The 19,854-nt window shown below is 73.4% G+C and carries 12 protein-coding genes; 7 read left to right on the top strand and 5 right to left on the bottom strand.

Translation table 11 applies throughout. The features are described from left to right. Positions 1-30 precede the first annotated feature (30 nt). From CCN72_RS18790 to CCN72_RS18820, 7 genes are all read left to right on the top strand, one after another. Positions 31-480, top strand: a complete 450-nt coding sequence (locus CCN72_RS18790) for a hypothetical protein (protein ID WP_086808525.1) — start codon at positions 31-33, stop codon at positions 478-480. A 61-nt stretch (positions 481-541) separates the two neighbouring features. Further along, entirely contained in the window at positions 542-1,195 is a 654-nt protein-coding gene (locus CCN72_RS18795; protein ID WP_086808526.1) for an RNA polymerase sigma factor, read from the top strand. Next, on the top strand, positions 1,192-1,542 hold the full coding sequence (locus CCN72_RS18800; RefSeq protein WP_086808527.1) for a hypothetical protein: 351 nt from the start codon (positions 1,192-1,194) through the stop codon (positions 1,540-1,542). The genes CCN72_RS18795 and CCN72_RS18800 overlap by 4 nt, the downstream gene beginning before the upstream one ends. 84 nt (positions 1,543-1,626) lie before the next feature. Beyond that, positions 1,627-2,592 (top strand): pirin family protein, encoded by a 966-nt coding sequence (locus tag CCN72_RS18805; RefSeq protein WP_086808528.1) that lies wholly within the window; start codon positions 1,627-1,629, stop codon positions 2,590-2,592. Between the two features lie 104 nt (positions 2,593-2,696). Further along, complete coding sequence (locus tag CCN72_RS18810) at positions 2,697-3,587, top strand: alpha/beta fold hydrolase (RefSeq protein WP_086808536.1); 891 nt, start codon at positions 2,697-2,699, stop codon at positions 3,585-3,587. A 49-nt stretch (positions 3,588-3,636) separates the two neighbouring features. Next, positions 3,637-4,302, top strand: a complete 666-nt coding sequence (locus CCN72_RS18815; RefSeq protein ID WP_086808529.1) for a nitroreductase — start codon at positions 3,637-3,639, stop codon at positions 4,300-4,302. A gap of 238 nt (positions 4,303-4,540) precedes the next feature. Then, positions 4,541-5,491, top strand: a complete 951-nt coding sequence (locus CCN72_RS18820) for a hypothetical protein (RefSeq protein ID WP_086808530.1) — start codon at positions 4,541-4,543, stop codon at positions 5,489-5,491. Between the two features lie 36 nt (positions 5,492-5,527). Here CCN72_RS18820 and CCN72_RS18825 read toward each other — a convergent pair whose 3' ends face one another. From CCN72_RS18825 to CCN72_RS18845, 5 genes are all read right to left on the bottom strand, one after another. Next, a complete protein-coding gene (locus CCN72_RS18825) occupies positions 5,528-6,649 on the bottom strand; it encodes an FAD-dependent oxidoreductase (protein ID WP_086808531.1) in 1,122 nt (373 codons plus the stop codon). 275 nt (positions 6,650-6,924) lie between these two features. Next, positions 6,925-7,872: a methionyl-tRNA formyltransferase gene (locus tag CCN72_RS18830; RefSeq protein WP_086808532.1), complete on the bottom strand. Its 948-nt coding sequence runs from the start codon at positions 7,870-7,872 to the stop codon at positions 6,925-6,927. Positions 7,873-7,946: 74 nt separating this feature from the next. Beyond that, positions 7,947-8,972, bottom strand: a complete 1,026-nt coding sequence (locus tag CCN72_RS18835) for a 3-deoxy-7-phosphoheptulonate synthase (RefSeq protein ID WP_086808533.1) — start codon at positions 8,970-8,972, stop codon at positions 7,947-7,949. Continuing rightward, a complete protein-coding gene (locus tag CCN72_RS18840; RefSeq protein ID WP_086808534.1) occupies positions 8,972-10,375 on the bottom strand; it encodes a DHA2 family efflux MFS transporter permease subunit in 1,404 nt (467 codons plus the stop codon). The genes CCN72_RS18835 and CCN72_RS18840 overlap by 1 nt, the downstream gene beginning before the upstream one ends. Further along, the coding region (locus CCN72_RS18845; protein ID WP_086808535.1) for a non-ribosomal peptide synthetase at positions 10,372-19,854 on the bottom strand (9,483 nt) is incomplete at its 5' end. The genes CCN72_RS18840 and CCN72_RS18845, both read right to left, overlap by 4 nt.

Raw genomic sequence — 19,854 nt, forward strand, 5'->3', positions numbered from 1 at the left:
CCGGATGACCGACCAGCCCCGAAGGATCCCATGTCCGCACATCGTGTCCCCCGCCCGCTCCGCGCCCGCAAGCTGCGCACCGTCCTGGGGGTCTCCGCGCTGGGCGCGGCACTCGCCGTCACCGGCACCGTGGCCGCGCAGGCCGCGCAGTCCGACCACCACGCCGCGGCGACGCCGAAGCCGGTGCCGTCGACCCCGACGCGTACGGCCACGCCGAGCCCCGTCCCGTCGGTCCCGGGCGGTACGGCGACCCCGAGCCCCGTCCCCTCGGTCCCGGGCGGTACGGCGACCCCGAGCCCCGTCCCGTCGGTGCCGGGCGGTACGGCGACTCCGCGTCCCGTGCCGTCGGTGCCGGGCGGTACGGCGACCCCGTCGCCCGTGCCCGCGCCGCCGCACTCCGCGTCCCCGTCGCCGGTGCCGTCGACGCCCGCACACCCGCACGGCCCGGCCGTTCCGGCGCCGGTTCCGCCGCAGCACTGAGGTAGGGCGGGTGCGGGGAGCCGTCGCAGGACGGTTCCCCGCACCCGGTCCCGGGAGATCCATGACGACAGCCACACCACCGGCGCCCCTGCCCTGGGAACGGGCCGGAACCGCCCGGCTCCCCTCCTTGCGGCGGCGATTCGCCCGACTGCTCGCCCGCGTCAACATGGACGCGGACACCGTGTCCGGGCCGCGTCCCCCGACCGCGGGGACGGCCACCCCCGAACCCCCGCCCGGGATCGAGGAGTTGTACCACCACCGCCGGCTGCCCCTGGTGCGCCTGGCGGTGCTGCTGGTGGACGATCTGCCCACGGCCGAGGACGTCGTACAGGACGCGTTCACCGCGCTGTTCCGGCGGCACGGTCATCGGCTCGCCGCGCTGGACGACCCGGAGGCGTATCTGCGGACCAGTGTGGTCAACACGGCCCGCTCGGTGCTGCGTCGGCGCAGGACCGTACGGGCGCATCCCCCGGTGCCGGAGGGGCACGCGCCCGCGCCGGAGGAGGACGTGCTCATCCATGAGGACCACCGGGAGGTGCTGGCGGCGCTGGGCACCCTGACCCGGCGCCAACGGGAGGTACTGGTGCTGCGCTACTGGTCGCATCTGACGGAGGCCGAGATCGCGGCGACGCTCGGTCTGTCGAGAGGGGCCGTCAAGTCCACGGCCAGCCGGGCCCTGGACGCGCTCGGCCGACGACTGGAGGGTCTGCGATGAACCACTCCCCCGTCGACGGATCCGTCCGGGAACCCGTCGAGGAACGGCTGCGCGCCGCCCTGGCCGCCCGCGCGAACGCCGTCGGACCGGCCGAGCTGCGCCCTCTGCGCCCGCCGACCGACGCGCTCAGGGCCCGTCGGCTGTCGCTGCGCGGCACCGTGGTGGGGCTGCTTGCCCTGGCGGCGGTGGCGGCCCTCGTCCTGTTCACCCTCCACGACGGCACGAGCCGCCCGGCGCCGCCGGCCCATCCCCCGCGTCCGAGCGTCGGCACTCCCTCACCGGTGCCGAGTTCCGCGTGGCCCACGCCCGTGGCGAGCCCGTCCGCACCCGAGCCGGACGCGCGGTGAGGACGATGAGCGCGGTGAACGCGATGGCGAATTGCACCCGTCGGCGCTCACCGGTCCGGCATCGGCACCGCTAAGTTGGGCTGCATGAGCAACCTTGACCGCGCGCCCGAGCCGACCGTCTGCGGTGGCCGTGGATTCGTCGTCGCCGAACCCGTCCGCGAGCTGCTGAGCCCCCGCCGCGTCAAGCTGGGGGAATCGACCGAGGTGCGCAGGCTGCTGCCGAACCTCGGCCGCCGCATGATCGGCGCGTGGGCCTTCGTCGACCACTACGGTCCGGACGACATCGCCGACGAGCCCGGCATGCAGGTCCCGCCGCACCCCCACATCGGGTTGCAGACGGTCAGCTGGCTGCACGAGGGCGAGGTGCTGCACCGCGACTCCACCGGCAGCCTCCAGACGATCCGGCCCCGGCAGCTGGGCCTGATGACCGCGGGGCGCGCGATCAGCCACTCCGAGGAGAGCCCCCGTCCGCACGCCCGTCTGCTGCACGGCGCGCAGCTGTGGGTGGCGCTGCCCGACGCGCACCGGTACACGGAACCGAAGTTCGAGTTCCACGCCGAACTGCCGACGGTCACCGCGCCGGGCCTGACCGCCACGGTGCTCCTCGGCGACCTCGACGGCTCCGTCTCCCCCGGCACGGCCTACACCCCGATCGTCGGCGCCGACCTCGCCCTCACCCGGGGCGCCGATGTACGGCTGCCCCTGGACCCCGACTTCGAGTACGGCGTCCTCGCGATGTCCGGCGAGGTGCGGGTGGACGGCGTGCCGGTGCTGCCCGGTTCGATGCTCTACCTCGGCTGCGGCCGCTCCGAACTCCCCCTGCGCGCCGAGTCCGACGCCGGAGTCATGCTCCTGGGCGGCGAGCCCTTCGCCGAGGAGCTCATCATGTGGTGGAACTTCGTGGCCCGCACCCAGTCCGAGATCGAGCAGGCCCGCGAGGACTGGTCCCGGGGCACCCGCTTCGGCGAGGTGAAGGGCTACGACGGTGCCCCGCTGCACGCCCCGAAGCTGCCGGAGGTACCGCTGAAGCCACGGGGCAGGGTGCGCTGACCTGCCGGAAGTGCTCCGGTGAAGCGTCGGACGACGTCTGCCCGGTTCGAGGCCATGGTGAAAGTCGAGTGCGGGACTTCGGGTCCATGGCCATGATGGTGATCATGACTGGTTGCATCGACGTTCCTGCCCGGCTGGGTGAGAGTGCGCTGTCCGACGGGCGGTTGCTCGGCTGGGCGGAGTGGGGGCCGTCGGACGGGACGCCCGTCCTGCTGTGTCCTGGTGCGGCCACGAGCCGGTGGCTCGGATTCGGCGCAGGCGTTGTCGAGGCGCTCGGAGTGCGTCTCATCTCCGTGGATCGTCCGGGTCTCGGTGTCTCGACGCCCGCCCCCGGGCGGACCTTCTCCGACTTCGCCGGAGATGTGCGCCAACTCTGTGTGCGGCGGGGGCTGGAGCGACCCGCCGTGGTCGGGAATTCGCAAGGTGCGCCCTTCGCTCTCGCCTGCGCCGCGGAGGGGGTCGCCTCGGCACTGGCTGTCGTCTCCGGTGCGGACGAGGTCGCCATGCCGCAGTTCGCTTCCGTTCTGAACGCGGACCTGCGTGGTCTCGTGGAGCGGACCGCGTGCGATCCGGCCGGCACCGAGGAGTTCTTCGCGGGCTTCACCGCGGATGCGATGTGGGACATGGTCATGGCCGGGAGCCCGGCGTGTGACCTTGCCGTGTACCAGGATCCTGACTTCGCGGCCGGTTACCGCAGGGCCTTGGCCGAGGCATTTGCCCAAGGTCCCGCCGGCTACGCCCGGGACACGGTCCTCGCCATGGGGCGGTGGCCGTTCGCCCTTGACGAGATCGCTGTCCCCGTCGACATCTGGTACGGCGAGCAGGACACCAGCCACTCCCCCGACAACGGAGCACTGCTTGCCGCCCGTGTGCCCGGTGCTCGTCGTCATGTCGTGCCGGGGATCGGCGGTGCCCTGCTGTGGACTCATGCCGAGCCGATCCTCACCCGCCTCCTTGAAAAGGCCGTCACCGGCCGGCAGACGAGGGGTTCATGACCGCGCCGTTCAGCAACGTGGCTGTCGTCACGTGGGAGGAAGAGCAGACGTGGATGTGTATGAAGCCGTGGACAGTCGCCGGGCGGTGCGGGCGTTCAGCGAGGAGCCGGTGTCCAGAGAGATACTCGAACGCGTGCTGGCCGCGGCGACGCGGGCTCCGTCGAGTGGGAACCTCCAGCCGTGGCATGTGTATGCCGTGACCGGCGAGCCCCTGGCCGAGCTCAAGAGGCGCGCGACAGCCAGGGCACTGGCCGGGGACCCGGGGGACGAGCGGGAGTACCCGATGTACCCGGCCGAACTGACCTCGCCGTACGTGGACCGCTTTTCCGCCGCGGCCGCTCAGCGGTACGAGGCACGGGGAATCGAGCGCGACGACCCCGACCGGCCCCTGAAGATCGCCGCCCTGAACTCGCAGGCGTTCGGCGCCCCGGTCGTGCTGTTCTGCTACCTGGATCCGGCGATGGGGCCAGGGCAGTGGGGGGACGCGGGGATGTACTTGCAGACGGTCATGCTGTTGCTGAGGGCGGAGGGGCTGCACAGCTGCCCTCAGGTGATGTGGACGATGTATCGCGAGAGCGTCGGCCAGGTCGTCGGAGCAGATGACGGGCTCGTACTGTTCTGCGGTGTCGCGGTGGGGTTCGCGAAGGAGGGCGTGCCACGGCTGCGTACCGGGCGGGCGGACATGACGGAAACCGTGAGCTTCATCGGAGTGTGACCGGCCGTGCCGGCCCGGCATCGGCCTCGACGTCACCGCGCCTTCGGGGGCGGCCTGCTGAGCCTGCCGCTCGTGGATTCCCCGCCGGGTTCGCCATGCCCTTCCAGCTGCCCCCTCGGCTGCCCTTCCGGCCCTTGCGGGGGCCGTACCGAGAGCCTAGCGTCGGCCCCTCCGAGCCGATATCGGCCTGAGTGACCGGAGGGCTGGGCAGCACGTGCGAGACAGAGTGACATCCCCGGTGCCGGAGGCGCCCGCGGCGGCGCGGAGGAGGCAGATACCGGGCCCGGCCCCGCAGTTCGCCGCCGGGCGGGCGCCGCAGCCCGCCGGGCTCGCCGCCCTCCAGCGGACCGTGGGCAACGCGGCCGTCACCCGTTATGTGCAACGTGTGCAGGGCCAGGGGGATCCCGGTGTCAGGGAGGAGGCGCGGCGCCATGCCGCCGATCCCACCGCGCACGGCGAGTGGGACACCTTCCGCGACATGATGGAGAAGGTGGGCTTCCCGCAGGACGTCACGGACGCCGCCTGGCAGCTGATCCTGGGCGGCATCGCCGAACAGGGACAGCTCAACGACGAGGCGCTGGCGATGTTCACCGAGCGCCAGCAGCAGCGCGACCATCGCGCGTCGAACAGCTGGTACCAGGAGTTGGTGCGGCTCGTCGGTGACTATCTGGAGATCGACCGGCCGACGATGGCCCTGTGGTCCGGCGGCATCGACACCAGCGTCTACGCCCGTTCCAAGGGCCATACGCCCCTGGAGTCCACTCCTTTCGGCAGTGTGGTCAACGAACTCCAGCTGACCATGGACTGGATGCTCAAGACGCCGATGTGGAACGTCCTGTCCAAGGCGTTCGTGACCCGCGCCCGCGGTCCCGTCCACATCTTCCTGCGGGCGTACAACCCGGACAGCGTCCTGATCGCGCAGGAGGTCCCGCAGTTGCGCGTGGTCATGGCGCTCAACCCGGCGGTGGAACTCGTCTGGCACCCCGTCTACACCACGGCCGACGGGAAGCTGATGGAGGTCACCGAGGACCTCGAACTGGTCTCGGACGCGACGTACCGCACCCGGGATCTGTGCGTGCGGGCCCTGTACGACTACCTCCGGCTCAAGCATGACCAGGCCAACAGCCGGTCCGAGCGCGCCAACGCGGAGATGGGCGCCCGGCTCGCCTCCAACGGCAACCAGCCGTGACCCCGAGACGGCGGGATCACGGTTCCGGACCGGGTGTCAGGAGTGATCGAACAACTTGGCCACGCTCTGCGGTGCTTCCCGGCCGAAGAACACCTCCAGGTTCTTCGCCGAGCGGTCGGCGGCATCGCGGCTCCGCGGGAACAGCCGCTCCTCGTAGGCGGTGAGCGCGGCCTCGACGTCGGGTTCCTCGACCAACTTGCCCGCCAGGTCGGCGCCGTCGTACATGGCAAGGTTCGCGCCCTCGCCGGCGAAGGGCGACATCAGATGCGCGGCGTCGCCGACGAGCGTCACTCCGGGCAGCCTGTCCCATTCGAGGCCGACGGGCAGGGCGTGGATGGGCCGGAGCCGGGGTTCGGCGTCGCTGCGGGTCACGAAGGCGGTGAGCAGCGGCGACCAGCCGGCGAACTCGTCGGCGAGTCGGCGAAGGCCCGCGGACGGGTCGCCGAAGTCGATCGGCCTCAGCCACTCCTCGGGCTTGTTCAGCGCCACGTATCCGCGCACCTGCCCGTCGGCGCAGCGATGGGCGATGATGCCTCGGCCCGGCGCGACCGCCATCAGCGTGCCACCGCCGATCGCGGCCACGCTCGCCCGGGACTCCCGGCCGCCCGGTGCGAGGGCGATCTCGACGAAGCAGGTTCCGGTGTAGTCAGGCTTGGCGGGGGTGAGCAGCGGACGCACCTTCGACCAGGCGCCGTCCGCGCCGATGACCAGGTCGGCGCGTGTGGTGGAACCTTCCGCGAAGGCGAGTTCGCAGCCGCCCTCCCCGCGGTGCCGGACCGAGGCGAGCTTGTGGCCCCACTTGATCGTCCCGGGTGCCAGCGAGTCGATGAGCAGGCGCCTGAGTTCGCCGCGATCCACCTCGGGACGGGCCGACGCGGGGTCCGCGGGCCGGTCGAACAGGATCGTGCCGTGGCGGTCGACCACGCGCTTGGCGTCCTCGCCCGGGCGGACCAGGGTGCGAAACGCGTCGTACAGACCGGCTGCGCGAAGCGCGACCTGTCCGGTTTCCTCGTGGATGTCGAGCAGGCCGCCTTGCGCACGGGTCGTCGCCGTGGCCTCGCTCTCGTAGATCGTCGCGGCGATGCCGTGGGTCTGGAGCACGCGTGCGAGCGTCAGCCCGCCCGGTCCGGCTCCGACGATGGCGATGGTCTTCCGCATGGTGCGCCCCTCTGTCGCGCCGACACGCGTCGGCGGTGGTCAGCGCCGGAAGCGGGCGGGATGCCCGGTCTCGGCAAGGAGACGCTCATCGATCAGAACCCTCTGCGTCGATGTATGCGCGATGCCCGGCGGACGGAACCCGCACGGAACATCGTTTTTCGCGACCGTGTGACTATAACGTCTCTCGCGGGAAGGGCGCGTCGAGGTTCGGGGACCCGCCCCGGCCCGGGACGATCGCCCGGGCCGGAGCAATGGAGGGAAGTGGGGCCGGTCCGTCAGGGGTGGGTGGTGAGGTAGCCGCCCATGGCCGTGAAGTACTCGGTCGCGGGCAGTTCGCGGCCGTCGTCGGTGCGGACGCGGGTGATGGCCAGGCCGTGGTTGCGGCCGGTGCGGGCGTCGGCGCCGGCGACGATCACCACACCCTCGCCCTCGCGGTAGAAGATGCGGCCCGGTGTGCCGCCGTAGCGGTTCTGGGAGACGACGGCGCCGAGGATTTCGAGGCGCTTGCCCCGGTGGTGGGTGAAGGCGGCCGGGTAGGGGGCGGACTGGGCCCGGACCAGGCGCTCCAGGTCCTCGGCGGGCCAGTTCCAGTCGATCCGGATGTCGTCCTCGGCGCGCTTGTGGAAGAAGGTGGCCTGGGACCGGTCCTGCCGGGTGAACTCGGTCTGTCCGGAGGCGATGAGGTCGAGCGCGCCGATGGTGACCGGGGCGATCAGGTCGACGGTCTTGTGGAACAGGTCGGTCGCCGTGTCCGAGGGGCCCACGGGCACCGCTCGCTGGGCGACGATGTCACCGGCGTCCAGTTCCTCGTTCATCATGTGGGCGGTGACGCCGACCTCCTTCTCCCCGTTGATGAGGGCCCAGATGAGGGGGGAGAAACCGGCGTACTTCGGCAGCAGCGAGTCATGGACGTTGAGCGTGCCGCGGCGCGGCAGGGAGTAGACGCGCGGCGGGATCCAGGTGCGCCAGTTGTTGGCGACGATGATGTCCGGGTCCGCCTCCTTGAGCAGCGTGAGCAGTTCCTCGTCGTCGGGCCGGTTGCGGATGACGACCGGGACGCCGTGCTCCGCCGCCAGGTCTGCCACGGAGTCGCTCCAGATCTTCTCGTAGGCGTGCTCGCTCCTGGGGTGCGTGACCACCATGACCACCTCGTGGTCGGAGTCGAGGAGCGCTTGCAAGGTCCGGTGACCCCAGGTCTGGTAACCGAACATGACGACTCGCATGGAGATTCCTCCTTGGAACAGGGGTTGCGGGAATAACTTAGGTAAGGCTTACCTAATTAGCAAATGAGTGGGGGTCAGGCGTGCGTGCCGCGGCGGCGGTTGACGGCCCGCGCCAGCAGGTCGAGCAGGGGGAGGGTGCGGGACCAGCCCAGACAGGCGTCGGTGACGCTGACATCCCGGCGCAGCACGGTCGCCGCGAGGTCCTGCCGGCCGTCGGAGAGATACGACTCGATCATCACTCCGGCCAGGCCCGGCTCCCCGTCGCCGATCCGCCCGGCGAGGTCGGCGACGACCTCCGGCTGACGGTTGTGGTCCTTGCCGCTGTTGCCGTGCGAGGCGTCCACGACGAGAGACGGCGGCAGACCGGCCGCCGCCAGCCGCGACCGGGCGTGTTCGGTGCCGGCGGCGTCGTAGTTGGGCACCCGGCCGCCCCGCAGCACCAGATGCGCGTGGGAGTTGCCGACGGTGTGCGTCACGGTGAGCCGGCCGTCCGGTGCCAGCACGGGCAGGGCGTGCGGGTGGGAGGCGACCTGGACGGCGTCCACGGCGGAGGCCAGGTCGCCGGAGACGCAGTTCTTCATGCCGACCGGCATCGGGAGCCAGGAGGCCAGGTGCCGGTGCGGCTGGCTGGCCACCGTCCGGGCGCCGATCGCGGCCCAGGAGACCGTGTCGGCCAGGTAGGGCGCGAGGAGGGGGTCGACGAACTCGTAGGCGAGGGGCAGTCCCAGGGCGGCGGCCTCGGTGAGGAAGGCGCGGCCGGTGCGCAGACCGCTCGCCAGGTCGCTCTTGCCGTCGAGGGCGGGGTAGTTGAGCAGCCCGGTCCAGCCCAGCGCCGTGCGCGGCTTCTCCAGGTAGGCCCGCAGCACGACGACCAGGTCGTCCGAGAAGCGGCGCGCGGCGGCGGCGAGCAGGCTCGCGTACTCCAGGGCGGCGGCGGGATCGTGGACCGAGCAGGGACCGGCTATCACGAGCAGCCGGGGGTCCCTGCCGTCGAGAACGGCGGCGACGGTGTCGCGGTGCTCTGCGACGGCCCGGGCCGTCGCCGTGGACAGCGGAAGGGCCGTGGTGAGATCGGCGGGGGCGGGCAGTGTGTGCATCATCAGGCTCTCCTGAGGGCGCGGGTCCGGGGCAGTCTCGTCGTCCCGGCCGCGGCCAGCAGCCCGAGTCCGACGACCCACCAGAAGGTGTCGGCGAACGCCGCGGGGACGTCCTGGTGCCGGGCGCCGAGCCGGTCCTGGAGGACCACGGCGAGGGCCGCGGTTCCCAGCGAACCGCCGACGGTGTTGAGGAGGTTGAGCGCTCCGGAGGCGCGGGCGATCTGCTGGGGTTCGATCCGGCTGTAGACGATGTTCATCACGGGGGCGCCGATCATGGCCATCCCGAAGCCGCGCACCAGGAGCGCCAGGGCGATCGCGATGTCCGGCAGTCCGTGGTCGAGCTGGGTGAAGGGGACCGTGCCGGCCAGGACCAGGGTGACGCCGGTGATCACCAGGGTCCGCGGGGCCACCTTGTCGATGGTGCGGTTGACCAGCACGGATCCGGCCGCCGCGCCGAGCCCCTGGGGGGCCAGCAGCAGTCCGGTCCCCCAGGCGGACAGTCCGCGCCCGCTCTGGAAGTACAGCGGCAGCAGGAACGTCGTACCGAACACGGACGCGCCGAGGACCAGCAGGGCCAGGGCCGCCGCGCCGAGCGGTGGCCGGGTGAACAGCCGCGGGTCGATCAGCGGGGTGCCCCGGGTGCGCAGGCCGTGCACGACGAAGCCCGCCAGCATGAGCAGGCCCGCGCTCACTCCCACGGTCGCCGCGGGCGTGTTGCCGTGGGCGACCTCAGTCAGGCCGTACACCAGGACGGCGAGGCCGGGTGACAGCAGCACGGCTCCCCGCACATCGAACGGGGCCCGCCGGGACGTCGGTTCCAGCACCGGCACATGGCGGCGGGCGAGCAGGATCGCGGCGGCGCCGACCGGCAGGTTGACCAGGAACAGCCAGGGCCAGGAGGCCGCCCCGAGCAGGGCGCCGCCGGCCAGCGGGCCGAGCACCGGTGACAGCAGCGGGACGACCGCGACGACGCTGATCACCCGTCCGGTGCGGGCGGGTCCGGCGATCCGGGCGAGCAACGCCTGCCCGGTCGGCGGCAGCACCCCGGCGCCCAGGCCCTGGAGCACCCGGAAGACGATCAGGCTGGTCACGGACCAGGACAGGGCGCACAGTGCCGATCCGCACAGGAAGACACCCACGGCGACCAGCCAGACCCGCCGGCCGCCGAGGCGGTCGGCGAGCCAGCCGGAGGCGGGTACGGCGGTGACGACGGCCAGCAGATAGGCGGTGCTGACCCACTGGATCTCGGCCAGCGAGGCATGGAACTCGTTTGCCAGGGTGTCGATGCCGACGCTGACGATCGTGGCGTCGATGGACGCCATGAACGTGCCGAGGACCAGGATGAACGCGATGCGCAGCAGCGGTCCGTCGACCTTCTCGGCCGGTGCGGCGGTCTTCTGCGTCATCGTCGCTCCAGCAGGGTGCGGACGTCGCGGTCGAGGTGGTCCTCCAAGTCGCGGAGCAGATCGAGGAGTTCCTCGGCGAGTCCGTCGGCGGCGGCCGCGGACCGGTGGGCGAGCACGCCGGTCCAGGTGTCGCCGTCCGGCATGACGGTCAGGGTCACCGGGTGGTGGGTGGCCTCGCGGAAGCGGGTTCCGGTGAGGGTGAGCCCGGGGGCGGGCTCGCGCAGCCGGTCCCGGTCCACCGGGTAGTTCTCGAACACCACGAGGCTGTCGAAGAGCCTGCGCCGCCCGGTGACGCGTTCCAGGTCGGACAGGGCCACATGATGGTGTTCGACCAGGGTCCGCTGGCGCGTCTGGAGCGCGGTGAGGGTGTCGGCGAGGGTGCCCGTCAGCCGGGCCCGTACCGGCACGGTGTTGGCGAGCAGTCCGACGATCTCCTCGACACCCTCCAGCTCCGGGGGCCGGCAGGCGACCATGGCGCCGAAGCAGACGTCCTGGTGTCCGGAGCGCCGGGCGAGCAGCACCGCCCACGCGCCCTGCACCAGGGTGCTGCGGGTCAGACCGCGGCGGGCCGCGAGCCGGGTGAGCCGGTCCACCAGCGACGCGTCGAAGGTGATCACCTCGGGTTCCTGCCAGGCGGGTCCCGGTTCGCCGGCGCCCAGGTAGTCCCCTTCGGGCAGACCCGCCAGTTCGTCGGCCCAGACGCCGAGGCCGGGTTCGTGGGCGGCGCGCCAGGCGAGGTAGTCGCCGAACGGCACGGGAGCGGGCAGGTCCGCCTCCTCGCCGCGCAGCCGTGCCGTGTAGAGGGCGAACAGCTCGGTGAGGATGCGGGGCGCCGACCAGCCGTCGGAGAGCACATGATGGCTGGTCAGGACCAGGTCGAAGCGCCCGGGGTCGTGGCGGATCACGGTCAGCCGGATCAGCGGGCCCGCGCTCAGGTCGAACGGTTCCGCCAGGTCGGCGGCGAGGACCTCCTCGGCCGGTCCGTCGCAGACGCGGAAGTCCGGTTCCGGGGACTTCGGTACGAGCGCGAGGTCCGCCGGGAACACGGCGCCCAGGTTCGGGTGCCGGGCCAGCAGGTCGGCGCCGGCGCCGCGCAGCGCCTCGATGTCCAGTGACCCGGTGAGGGAGAAGGCCGACTGCACGGTGTAGGGGTCGGGTCGCTCGGTGCGCGAGTGCCGCAGCATCACCTCCTGCAACGGGGTCAGCGGCTGCACCTCGGCGATCGGCCGGCCGGCGTCCAGCGCGCCGATCTCCAGCGCGCCGATCTCCGGCGCGGCGGCGACATCGAGCAGCGCGGTCCGCAGGTGTGCGGCCAGCCGCTCGATCTCGGCACCGGTGAACAGCGCGCCGGGCCAGGTCAGCCGGATCCCGAGCCGGTCCTCGCGGACCAGCGCGTTGACCATCAGCGCGTGCGGCAGCGGCATGGCGTCGGTGCCGCCGGAGCCGAGCGGGTCCGCGTCCGGCGGTGCCTGCCAGGCGGTCTCGGTGTCCGGGGCGCCCGGGTAGCGGCCGAGGTAGTTCCAGGCGACCTCGGGTGCGACCGGGTCCAGCAGGCCGGCCGTGGTGAGGATGCCGTGGCCCAGGCCGTCGCCCTGGGCGCGCAGCCGTTCGGCGACCGCCTTCGGGTCGTCGTCGGCGTCGAGCAGCATCGGGTGGACGGCGGTGAACCAGCCGACGGTCTGGGAGAGGTCCGCGTCGGCCGGGCGGCCGTGGCTCTCCAGCGCGACGAGCAGCCTGGGGGTACCGCGCCAGGCGCGTACGGCCCGGGCGAGCGCCGTGAGCAGGGGCGCGTCCGGTGTGCTGCGCAGGGCGGCGGGCAGGGCGGTGATCAGGGCCCGGGTGGTGTCGGCGTCGAGGGTGATCTCGTGGTGCGCGGCGGTGGCCACGGTGTCCCGGGCGGGGTCCAGCGGCCGGGCCGCCAGTGCCTCCGTGGCCGTCATCCCTTGCCAGTGCGGCAGTTCGGCGCCGCGGTCGGCCTCGCGCAGGGTGCGCGCCCAGGCCAGGAAGGACAGTCCGTGCCTTGCCGGGGTGCCGCCTTCGTACGCGTGCCGTACGTCGTCCAGCAGGATGCGCCAGGAGACGCCGTCCACGAGGAGGTGATGGGCGATCAGGACGAGCCGGCCGGGCCTCGCGGGTCCGGCGTCGAGCCAGACCGCGCGCAGCAGCGGTCCGGTGCGCGGGTCCAGCGCGGCGCGGGTCTCGGCGGTCCACTCGTCGGCCAGGGCGCGCAGGCCCTCGGCCGTGAGGTCCGGCGCCACCGGCACCCGGATCAGCACATCGGCTCCGGTCACCGCGGCGGCCGGGGGGATCCGCAGCGCGTCCGCGACCAGATGGGCGCGCAGCACGTCATGGCGGGCCAGCACCTTGTCGAACGCGGTCCGCCAGGTGTGCTCGTCACCGCCGGGCGGTACGCAGATCTCCGTCCACTGGCAGAAGCCGTCGGCGGCGGTGCCCGCGCGGCGCAGCAGGTCCCGCATGAGGGGGGTCAGCGGGGCGTCGCCGACCGCCGGGGCCCGGTCCTCGGTGAGGGCCCGGGCACGGGCGGCGATCCCGGCGACCGTGGCGCCCTCGAACACGTCCCGCGCGGTCAGGCCGAGGCCGTGCCGTCGGGCGCGGGAGACCACCTGGAGGGAGACGATGCTGTCCCCGCCGATCGCGAAGAAGTCGTCGTCGGGTCCGATGTCGTCGCTGCCGAGGATGTCCCGGAAGACCCCGAGCAGCACCGCCTCGGCGGGGGTGGCGGCCTCGCGCCGGTCGGCGACCGCGATGTCGGGGGCGGGCAGGGCGGCGGTGTCGAGCTTGCCGCCGGGGCCCAGCGGCAGCCGGTCGAGCACCACCAGCGCGGTGGGCACCATGTGGTCCGGCAGCCCGGCGGCCAGATGCTCGCGGAGCCGGGCGGTGTCGCACTCGGCGCCGTCGACCGGGATGACGTAGCCGACGAGCCGTCCCTCGCGCAGGACCACCGCGCAGGCGCGCACCTCGGGGTGGCGGGTCAGCGCGGACTCGATCTCGCCCAGCTCGACCCGGAAGCCGCGGATCTTGATCTGGTGGTCGGCGCGGCCGAGGAACACCAGTTGTCCGTCGGCCCGCCAGCGCACCAGGTCGCCGGTGCGGTACATGCGTTCGCCGGGCGGTCCGAAGGGGTCGGCCACGAACGCGGCGGCGGTCAGGTCGGGCCGGCCGAGATAGCCGCGCGCCAGGCTCGGTCCGGCGAGGTACAGCTCGCCGGTCACGCCGGTGCCCACGGGGTGCAGACCGCGGTCCAGGACGTAGGCGCGGACATTGGGGTCGGGGCGGCCGATCGGCAGCGGGCCGGGATCGGCCGGATCGTACTTCCAGGTGACGGAGTTGATGGTGACCTCGGTGGGGCCGTAGGCGTTGAACAGCGCCCGCCGGCCCTCGCCCCAGCGCCGGGCCAGTTCGGGATCGAGGCGTTCGGCGCCGACGACGAAGAACACCTCGGGGTCGACGGTGCGGTCGTCGGGCATCGCCGCCAGGAACGACGGCAGCAGGTTCACGCCGGTCACCCGGTGCTCGACGATGTAGTCCAGCAGTTCGTCCCCGGGAACGCGTACCTCCTCGGGGGCGATCACGGAGGTGCCGCCGGACAGCAGCGGCACCATGGTCTGCCAGAACGCCACGTCGAATCCGGTCGAGGCGAAGTGCAGATAGCGGTCGTGCTCGGTGACCTGGACGACGTCCTCCTGGAGGGCGATCAGGTCGGGTACGCCGCGGTGGGTGACGCCGACGCCCTTGGGCCGTCCGGTGGTGCCGGAGGTGTAGATGACGTAGGCGAGCGCGTCCTCGGTGAGGCCGGTGCGGGCCTCGGCCGGGTCGGTGCCGGGCAGCCCGGCGAGGGTGGCCGGGTCGTCGAGGCGCAGCACCGGCAGGTCGCGGGTGGTGGGCAGTTCGGCGCCCGTGGTGACGGCGGCGGCCGGTGCGAGGTCGTCCAGCATGTACGCCAGCCGGTCCCGGGGGTAGCTCGCGTCCATCGGCACGTACACCGCGCCCGCCTTGGCCACGGCGAACAGCGCCACCGTCATCTCGATGTCCCGGCCGAGGAACACCGCGACCGGGTCCTGCGGGCGCACGCCGCGCCGGATCAGCGCGTGCGCGAGCCGGTTGGCCTCCCGGTCCAGTTCCGCGTAGGTCAGGGCGCGGTCGCGGCAGACGAGGGCCTCGGCGTCGGGCTTGCGGCGCACCCAGGAGGCGAACTCTTCCAGCCAGGGGCCGCGTGCACGGACCGGGCGGGCCCCGGTGCCGGTGTGCAGCATCCGCTCCCGCTCGTCCTCGTCGAGCAGGGGCAGGGCGAGCACCGGCCGTGCGGGATCGGCGACGATCTCGCGCAGCAGGTGGTGCAGTCGGCGCCCGTAGTCGCGCACCGTCGGCTCGTCGAAGGCGCTCGGCTGGTAGCCGAGTCCGATGGTGAGGGTGTCCCCGGGGAGCACGATCACGGTGAGCGCGTAGTGGGTGGCGTCGGTGATGTCCACCGCGGCGAGGTCGAGTCCGGGGGCGAGCGGGGTGCGGGCGCGGTCGGAGAGCGGGAAGTTCTCCATCACCAGCATGGTGTCGAACAGTTCGCCCGCGCCCGCGATCCGCTGGATCCCGGGCAGGCCGACGTAGTGGTGGTCGGCCAGTGCGACGCTCTCGCTGTGCACCTGTGCCAGCAGGTCCCGGGCGGTCGTGTCCTGGGTGTGCCGCACCCGTACGGGGATGGTGGTGCCGAGCTGGCCGATCATGCCGGCCACTCCGTCCACCTCGGCGGGCCGGCCGGAGACCGGGCAGCCGAACACCACGTCGTCGCGGCCGGTGAGCCTGCCCAGGAGCAGGCCCCACGCGGTCTGGAGCACCGTGGTCAGGGTGATGCCCCGGTCGCGGGCGAAGGCGCGCAGCCGTTCGCTGAAGTCCGGGCCGAGGTCGAGCGTGACCCGGCCGGGCCGCTCGACCGAGGTGCCGACGGTCGCCGGTGCCAGCCGGGTGGCGCCGTCGACCCCGTCGAGTGCCTCGCGCCAGGCGGCGAGGGACGCCTCGCGGTCCCGGCCGGCCAGCCAGCGGTAGTACTCGCGGACATCGGCGGCGGGGGGCACCTCGGGTCCGCCGCCCAGTTCGGCGTAGATGCCGAGCAGGGTCCGGCCGACCAGCGGCATGGACCAGCCGTCCAGCAGCGCGTGGTGGTTGGTGATCACCAGTTTGTGCTCGGCGGGGCCGACGCGGGAGAGCAGAAAGCGGATCAGCGGTGGCACGGACGGGTCGAAGGGGCGCGCCAGTTCGGCCCGGACGGCCCGCTCGAAGTCGTCGTCCCGGCGCCATTCGAGGGTGGCCTCGGCGGGCACCACCTGCACCACCTCGTCGCCGGTCTGCGCCAGGTGCACGCGCAACGACGGGTTGCGGTGCAGCAGTTCGCGCGCGGCCGACGCCAGGCGCTCGGGGTCGAGTTCGCCTTCCAGGGTGGTCACGGCCTGGACGACGTACACATCGGTGTCCGGGTCGTCGCGGACCAGGGTGTGGAAGGACAGTCCGACCTGGAGCGGGGTGGCGGGCCACACGTCCTCGACGGGTCCTGAGCGCTCCAGTGCCCGGATGGTGTCCTGGTCGAGGTCGACCAGCGGGAGGTCGGACGGGGTCAGGCCGCCGGTGGCGTGCCGGGCGTGGTCGGCCAGCAGGTCCAGGGCCCGGTCCCACGCCGTGTGCAGGGCGGCCACCGTGTCGGCGCCGATGACGCCGGTGGCGGCCGTCCACTCGACGGCGAGCCGGGGCGTGTCCCCTTCGTGCACGAAGCAGTTGAGGGCCAGCACCTGTTCCAGTGCCTTGGCGCCGGGTTCGAGCACCGAGAAGGCGTCCTCCTCGGGCAGTTGCCATCCGGTGCCGGTCAACGGCGCGAATCGGCCGAGGTAGTTGAGCAGCACGTCCGGCGGCGGTACGGCCGCGAGTTCGGCGCCCGCCGGGTCCAGGTGGCGGAGCACGCCGTAGCCGAGTCCCCCTCCGGGGACGCCGCGCTTGGCCTCCTTGGCCGCCCGCAGCACCTCCCCCGCGTCGCCGGCCGCCGGTACCCGCACCGGGTACTCGCTGGTGAACCAGCCGACGGTACGGGCGAGATCGAGGTGTTCGCGGCCGTGGCCCTCCAGGGTGACGGTCACCGCGTCCCCGTCGGCGCCCCACTCCCGCAGTGCCAGGACGAGGGCCGCGAGCAGGACCTCGTCGACCCCGGCGCGATAGGCGGCGGGCAGCGTGGTCAGCAGGGCCTCGGTGACGGCCGGGGAGGCCACGGTGACCGACCGGTGGGCGGTCGAGACCGTGTCCTTCGTCCGGTCCAGGGGCCGGGCGCCGAGACGGGTCGCACCGGCGAGGGCGGCGCGCCAGTGACCGAGTTCTTCCCGGCGGGTTCCGGCGGCGCCCTGTTCGGCGAGGACGGTGGCGTGCCGCCGCCAGGAGGTGCCGGTCGGCCGCGCGGTGTCTCCCGTGCAGGCCGCGTGGAGATCGGGGATGACGATCCGCCAGGAGACGCCGTCCATGGCGAGGTGGTGCACGACGAGGACCAGCTCGTCCGGGGTGGCCTCGCCGGTGCGGATCAGGGCCGCCCGCAGCAGATCGCCCCGGCGCGGGTCCAGTTCGCCCGCCAGCCGCCCGGCGACCGTGGCGGCGTCCTCGCCATGGACCTCGGTGACGATCGCGGGCACCGCGCCCTTGGGCAGGATCTCCAGGCCGTCGTCGCCGACGCGCAGCCGGAGCGCGTCATGCCGGTCGAGGATCGCCCGTACGCCCATGAGGGCGGTGTCGAGGGCGAGTTCGGGGACGCGCAGGGCGGTCCACTGGGCGTATCCGGCGACCGTGTCGAGGTCCGGGTGGGCGTCGAGCAGTTCGCGCACGATGGGCGGCGCGGTGACGGGCCCGGTCGGCTCGTCGGCCGGTTCGTCGCTCTTCTCGGCGCGTACGGCGGAGGCGGCGAGGGAGGCGAAGCTGCGGCGGGCCAGCAGGTCCCGGGGCCGCAGTTCGAGGCCCAGCGCGCGCAGCCTGCCGCTGACGGTGATCGCCGTGATGCTGTCCCCGCCGAGGGTGAAGAAGTCGTCGTCCACACCGACCCGTTCGACCTCGAACACCTCGGCGAGCGCCGCGCACAGCAGGCGTTCCGGCTCGGTGCGGGGCTCCCGGCCGCCGCCCGCGGCGACGGGCGCGGGCAGGGCGGCGCGGTCGAGCTTGCCGTTGGGGGTGAGGGGCAGCGCGTCGAGCACCACCACGGCGGAGGGTACGAGGTGTTCGGGCAGCGACTCGGCCAGCCGGGCGCGTACCGCCTCGGCGGTGACGGTGGCGGACACGACGTATCCGACGAGCCGGGCGGAGCGTACGGCGGCGGCAGCGGCGGTGACTCCGGGCAGCGCGGCCAGCGCGGCCTCGACCTCGCCGGTCTCCACCCGGTGGCCGCGCACCTTCACCTGGCCGTCGGCACGGCCCAGGTAGTCCAGGCCGCGGCCCGGGACCCAGCGCGCCAGGTCGCCGGTGCGGTACATCCGCTCGCCGGGCGTCCCGTACGGGTCGGCGACGAAGCGCTCCGCACTCGTACCGGGCATGCCGAGATAGCCGCGGGCCAGGTGCGGGCCCGCCAGGTACAGCTCGCCCACCGCGCCCGGCGGCACCGGGTGCAGGGCGTGGTCCAGGACGTAGGCACGGGTGCCCGCGAGCGGCCGGCCGATGGTGGGGGTGTCCCCGGTGACGGGCGCGGTGGTGCTGTCCACGGTGGCCTCGGTCGGCCCGTACATGTTGCGGGCGGTGACACCCGAGGCCACGATCCGCTGCCACAGCGCCGGGGGTGTGGCCTCGCCGCCGAGGACGAGCAGGGCCGGACGCAGGTCCAGCAGTCCCCCGTCGACCAGGGCCGCCGCCATCGACGGTGTGGTGTCGACGACATCGATGCCGTCGCGGGCGTACGCCGCGAGCAGCGCGTCGGCGTCGCGGACCGTCTCGGCGTCGTAGACGTGGAGTTCGTGTCCGCACAGCAGCCATACGAGGTGGTCGAAGGCCGAGTCGAAGGCGAACGAGTAGGTGTGGGCCACGCGCAGTCGCCGGCCCGTGGCGCGCTCCGTCTCGGCGACGACGGTGGCGCGCTGGTGGTGCAGCAGCGCGGCCAGGCCGCCCGCCCGGCCGAGCACGCCCTTGGGGCGGCCGGCGGAGCCGGAGGTGTGGATGACGTAGGCCAGGTGCTCCGGGTGGCGGGGCGCGGCCAGTTCGGCCGGTGCCAGCGGTGCGGCGGACAGCGGTTCGGCCTCGGCGAGCAGGGTGTCCCAGGGGAGGCCGTCGACCGCGCCGGAGGTGACCACCAGGGCCGGGCGGGCGTCCTCGACGAGGGCGCGCAGCCGCTGCGGCGGATAGGCGGTGTCCAGGGGGAGGAAGGCCGCGCCCGCGTCCAGGACCGCGAGCAGGGCGGTGACCAGGTCGGCGGAGCGGGGCAGTGCGAGGGCCACGACATCGTCGGGTCCGATGCCGCGGGCCCGCAGCGCGCGGGCCAACCGGTGCACCCGGCCCGCCAGTTCACCGGCGGAGTGGCGGTCCGTGCCGCAGACGAGGGCGGTGTCCTCGGCGGCCGCCGCGGCCAGGGCGTCGAGCGCGTCCGGCACGAGGAGCGGTGTGCCGGGCAGGGCCGCCGGGGTCCAGGGGGCCGGGACCTCGCCGTCGGCGCCGCCCATCGGGACGCGGGCCACGGTCCGTCCGTCCAGCAGGCCGTTCAACAGCGCGCGGAATCCGGCCAGTTTGCCGTCGACGCTCTCCTGGTCGTGGTCCCGGGCGTCCACCTCGAAACCGAGGTGCAGTCCGCCGTCGGGGGTGGGCAGCACCGCCAGGCCCATGTCCTCGGGCGGGCCGCCCGCGACATTGCGCATCAGGCCCGTCGCGCCGGCGAAGTCCAGGGCCAGGTCGAACGCCTTGAGGTTGATCCCGCGGCCGTGCAGCAGCGCGCCCGCGCCGGGCACCCCGAGGTCGCGGGGCAGGTCCTCGCCCCGGTAGCGCTGGTGCCTGCGCGTCTCGCGCAGCGTGGCGGCGACCCGGCGGGTCAGCTCGCCGAAGTCGTCCCCGCCATGCACGTCCACCCGCAGCGGCAGCACATTGACGGCCATCACCGGGGTGCGCAGTTCGGCGGCGGCGGTACGGCACATCAGCGGCAGCGCGAAGACCACGTCCGTGCGGCCCAGCACGCGGTGCAGGAAGGCGGCGTAGCAGGCGATCAGCGCCTCGCCCCAGGTGGCCTTCTCCCGGTCGGCGAACTCGCGCAGTCGGGCGGTCTGTTCGGGGGTGAGCCGGGTGCGGGCGCTCAGCGAGCGGCCGGAGGGCCCGGCGGGGGCGCGCACGTCGTCCAGGTCGGGCAGCGGGGTGAACCGGTCCACCCAGTAGGCGCGGTCGGCCGCCGCGCGTTCGCTCTCCCGGTAGGCGCGGTCGGCGTCGACGACGTCCGCGAGTGTCCCGAAGGTGCCGCGGGGCGGTTCGGTGCCCCG

It is taken from the genome of Streptomyces murinus (assembly GCF_002154555.1).
Taxonomy (GTDB): domain Bacteria; phylum Actinomycetota; class Actinomycetes; order Streptomycetales; family Streptomycetaceae; genus Streptomyces; species Streptomyces murinus.

Coding starts and splice junctions, on each gene's coding strand:
- CCN72_RS18790 (WP_086808525.1), top strand. CDS start 31: ATGTCCGCACATCGTGTCCCCCGCCCGCTCCGCGCCCGCAAGCTGCGC.
- CCN72_RS18810 (WP_086808536.1), top strand. CDS start 2,697: ATGACTGGTTGCATCGACGTTCCTGCCCGGCTGGGTGAGAGTGCGCTG.
- CCN72_RS18800 (WP_086808527.1), top strand. CDS start 1,192: ATGAACCACTCCCCCGTCGACGGATCCGTCCGGGAACCCGTCGAGGAA.
- CCN72_RS18840 (WP_086808534.1), bottom strand. CDS start 10,375: ATGACGCAGAAGACCGCCGCACCGGCCGAGAAGGTCGACGGACCGCTG.
- CCN72_RS18830 (WP_086808532.1), bottom strand. CDS start 7,872: ATGCGAGTCGTCATGTTCGGTTACCAGACCTGGGGTCACCGGACCTTG.
- CCN72_RS18805 (WP_086808528.1), top strand. CDS start 1,627: ATGAGCAACCTTGACCGCGCGCCCGAGCCGACCGTCTGCGGTGGCCGT.
- CCN72_RS18795 (WP_086808526.1), top strand. CDS start 542: ATGACGACAGCCACACCACCGGCGCCCCTGCCCTGGGAACGGGCCGGA.
- CCN72_RS18825 (WP_086808531.1), bottom strand. CDS start 6,649: ATGCGGAAGACCATCGCCATCGTCGGAGCCGGACCGGGCGGGCTGACG.
- CCN72_RS18835 (WP_086808533.1), bottom strand. CDS start 8,972: ATGATGCACACACTGCCCGCCCCCGCCGATCTCACCACGGCCCTTCCG.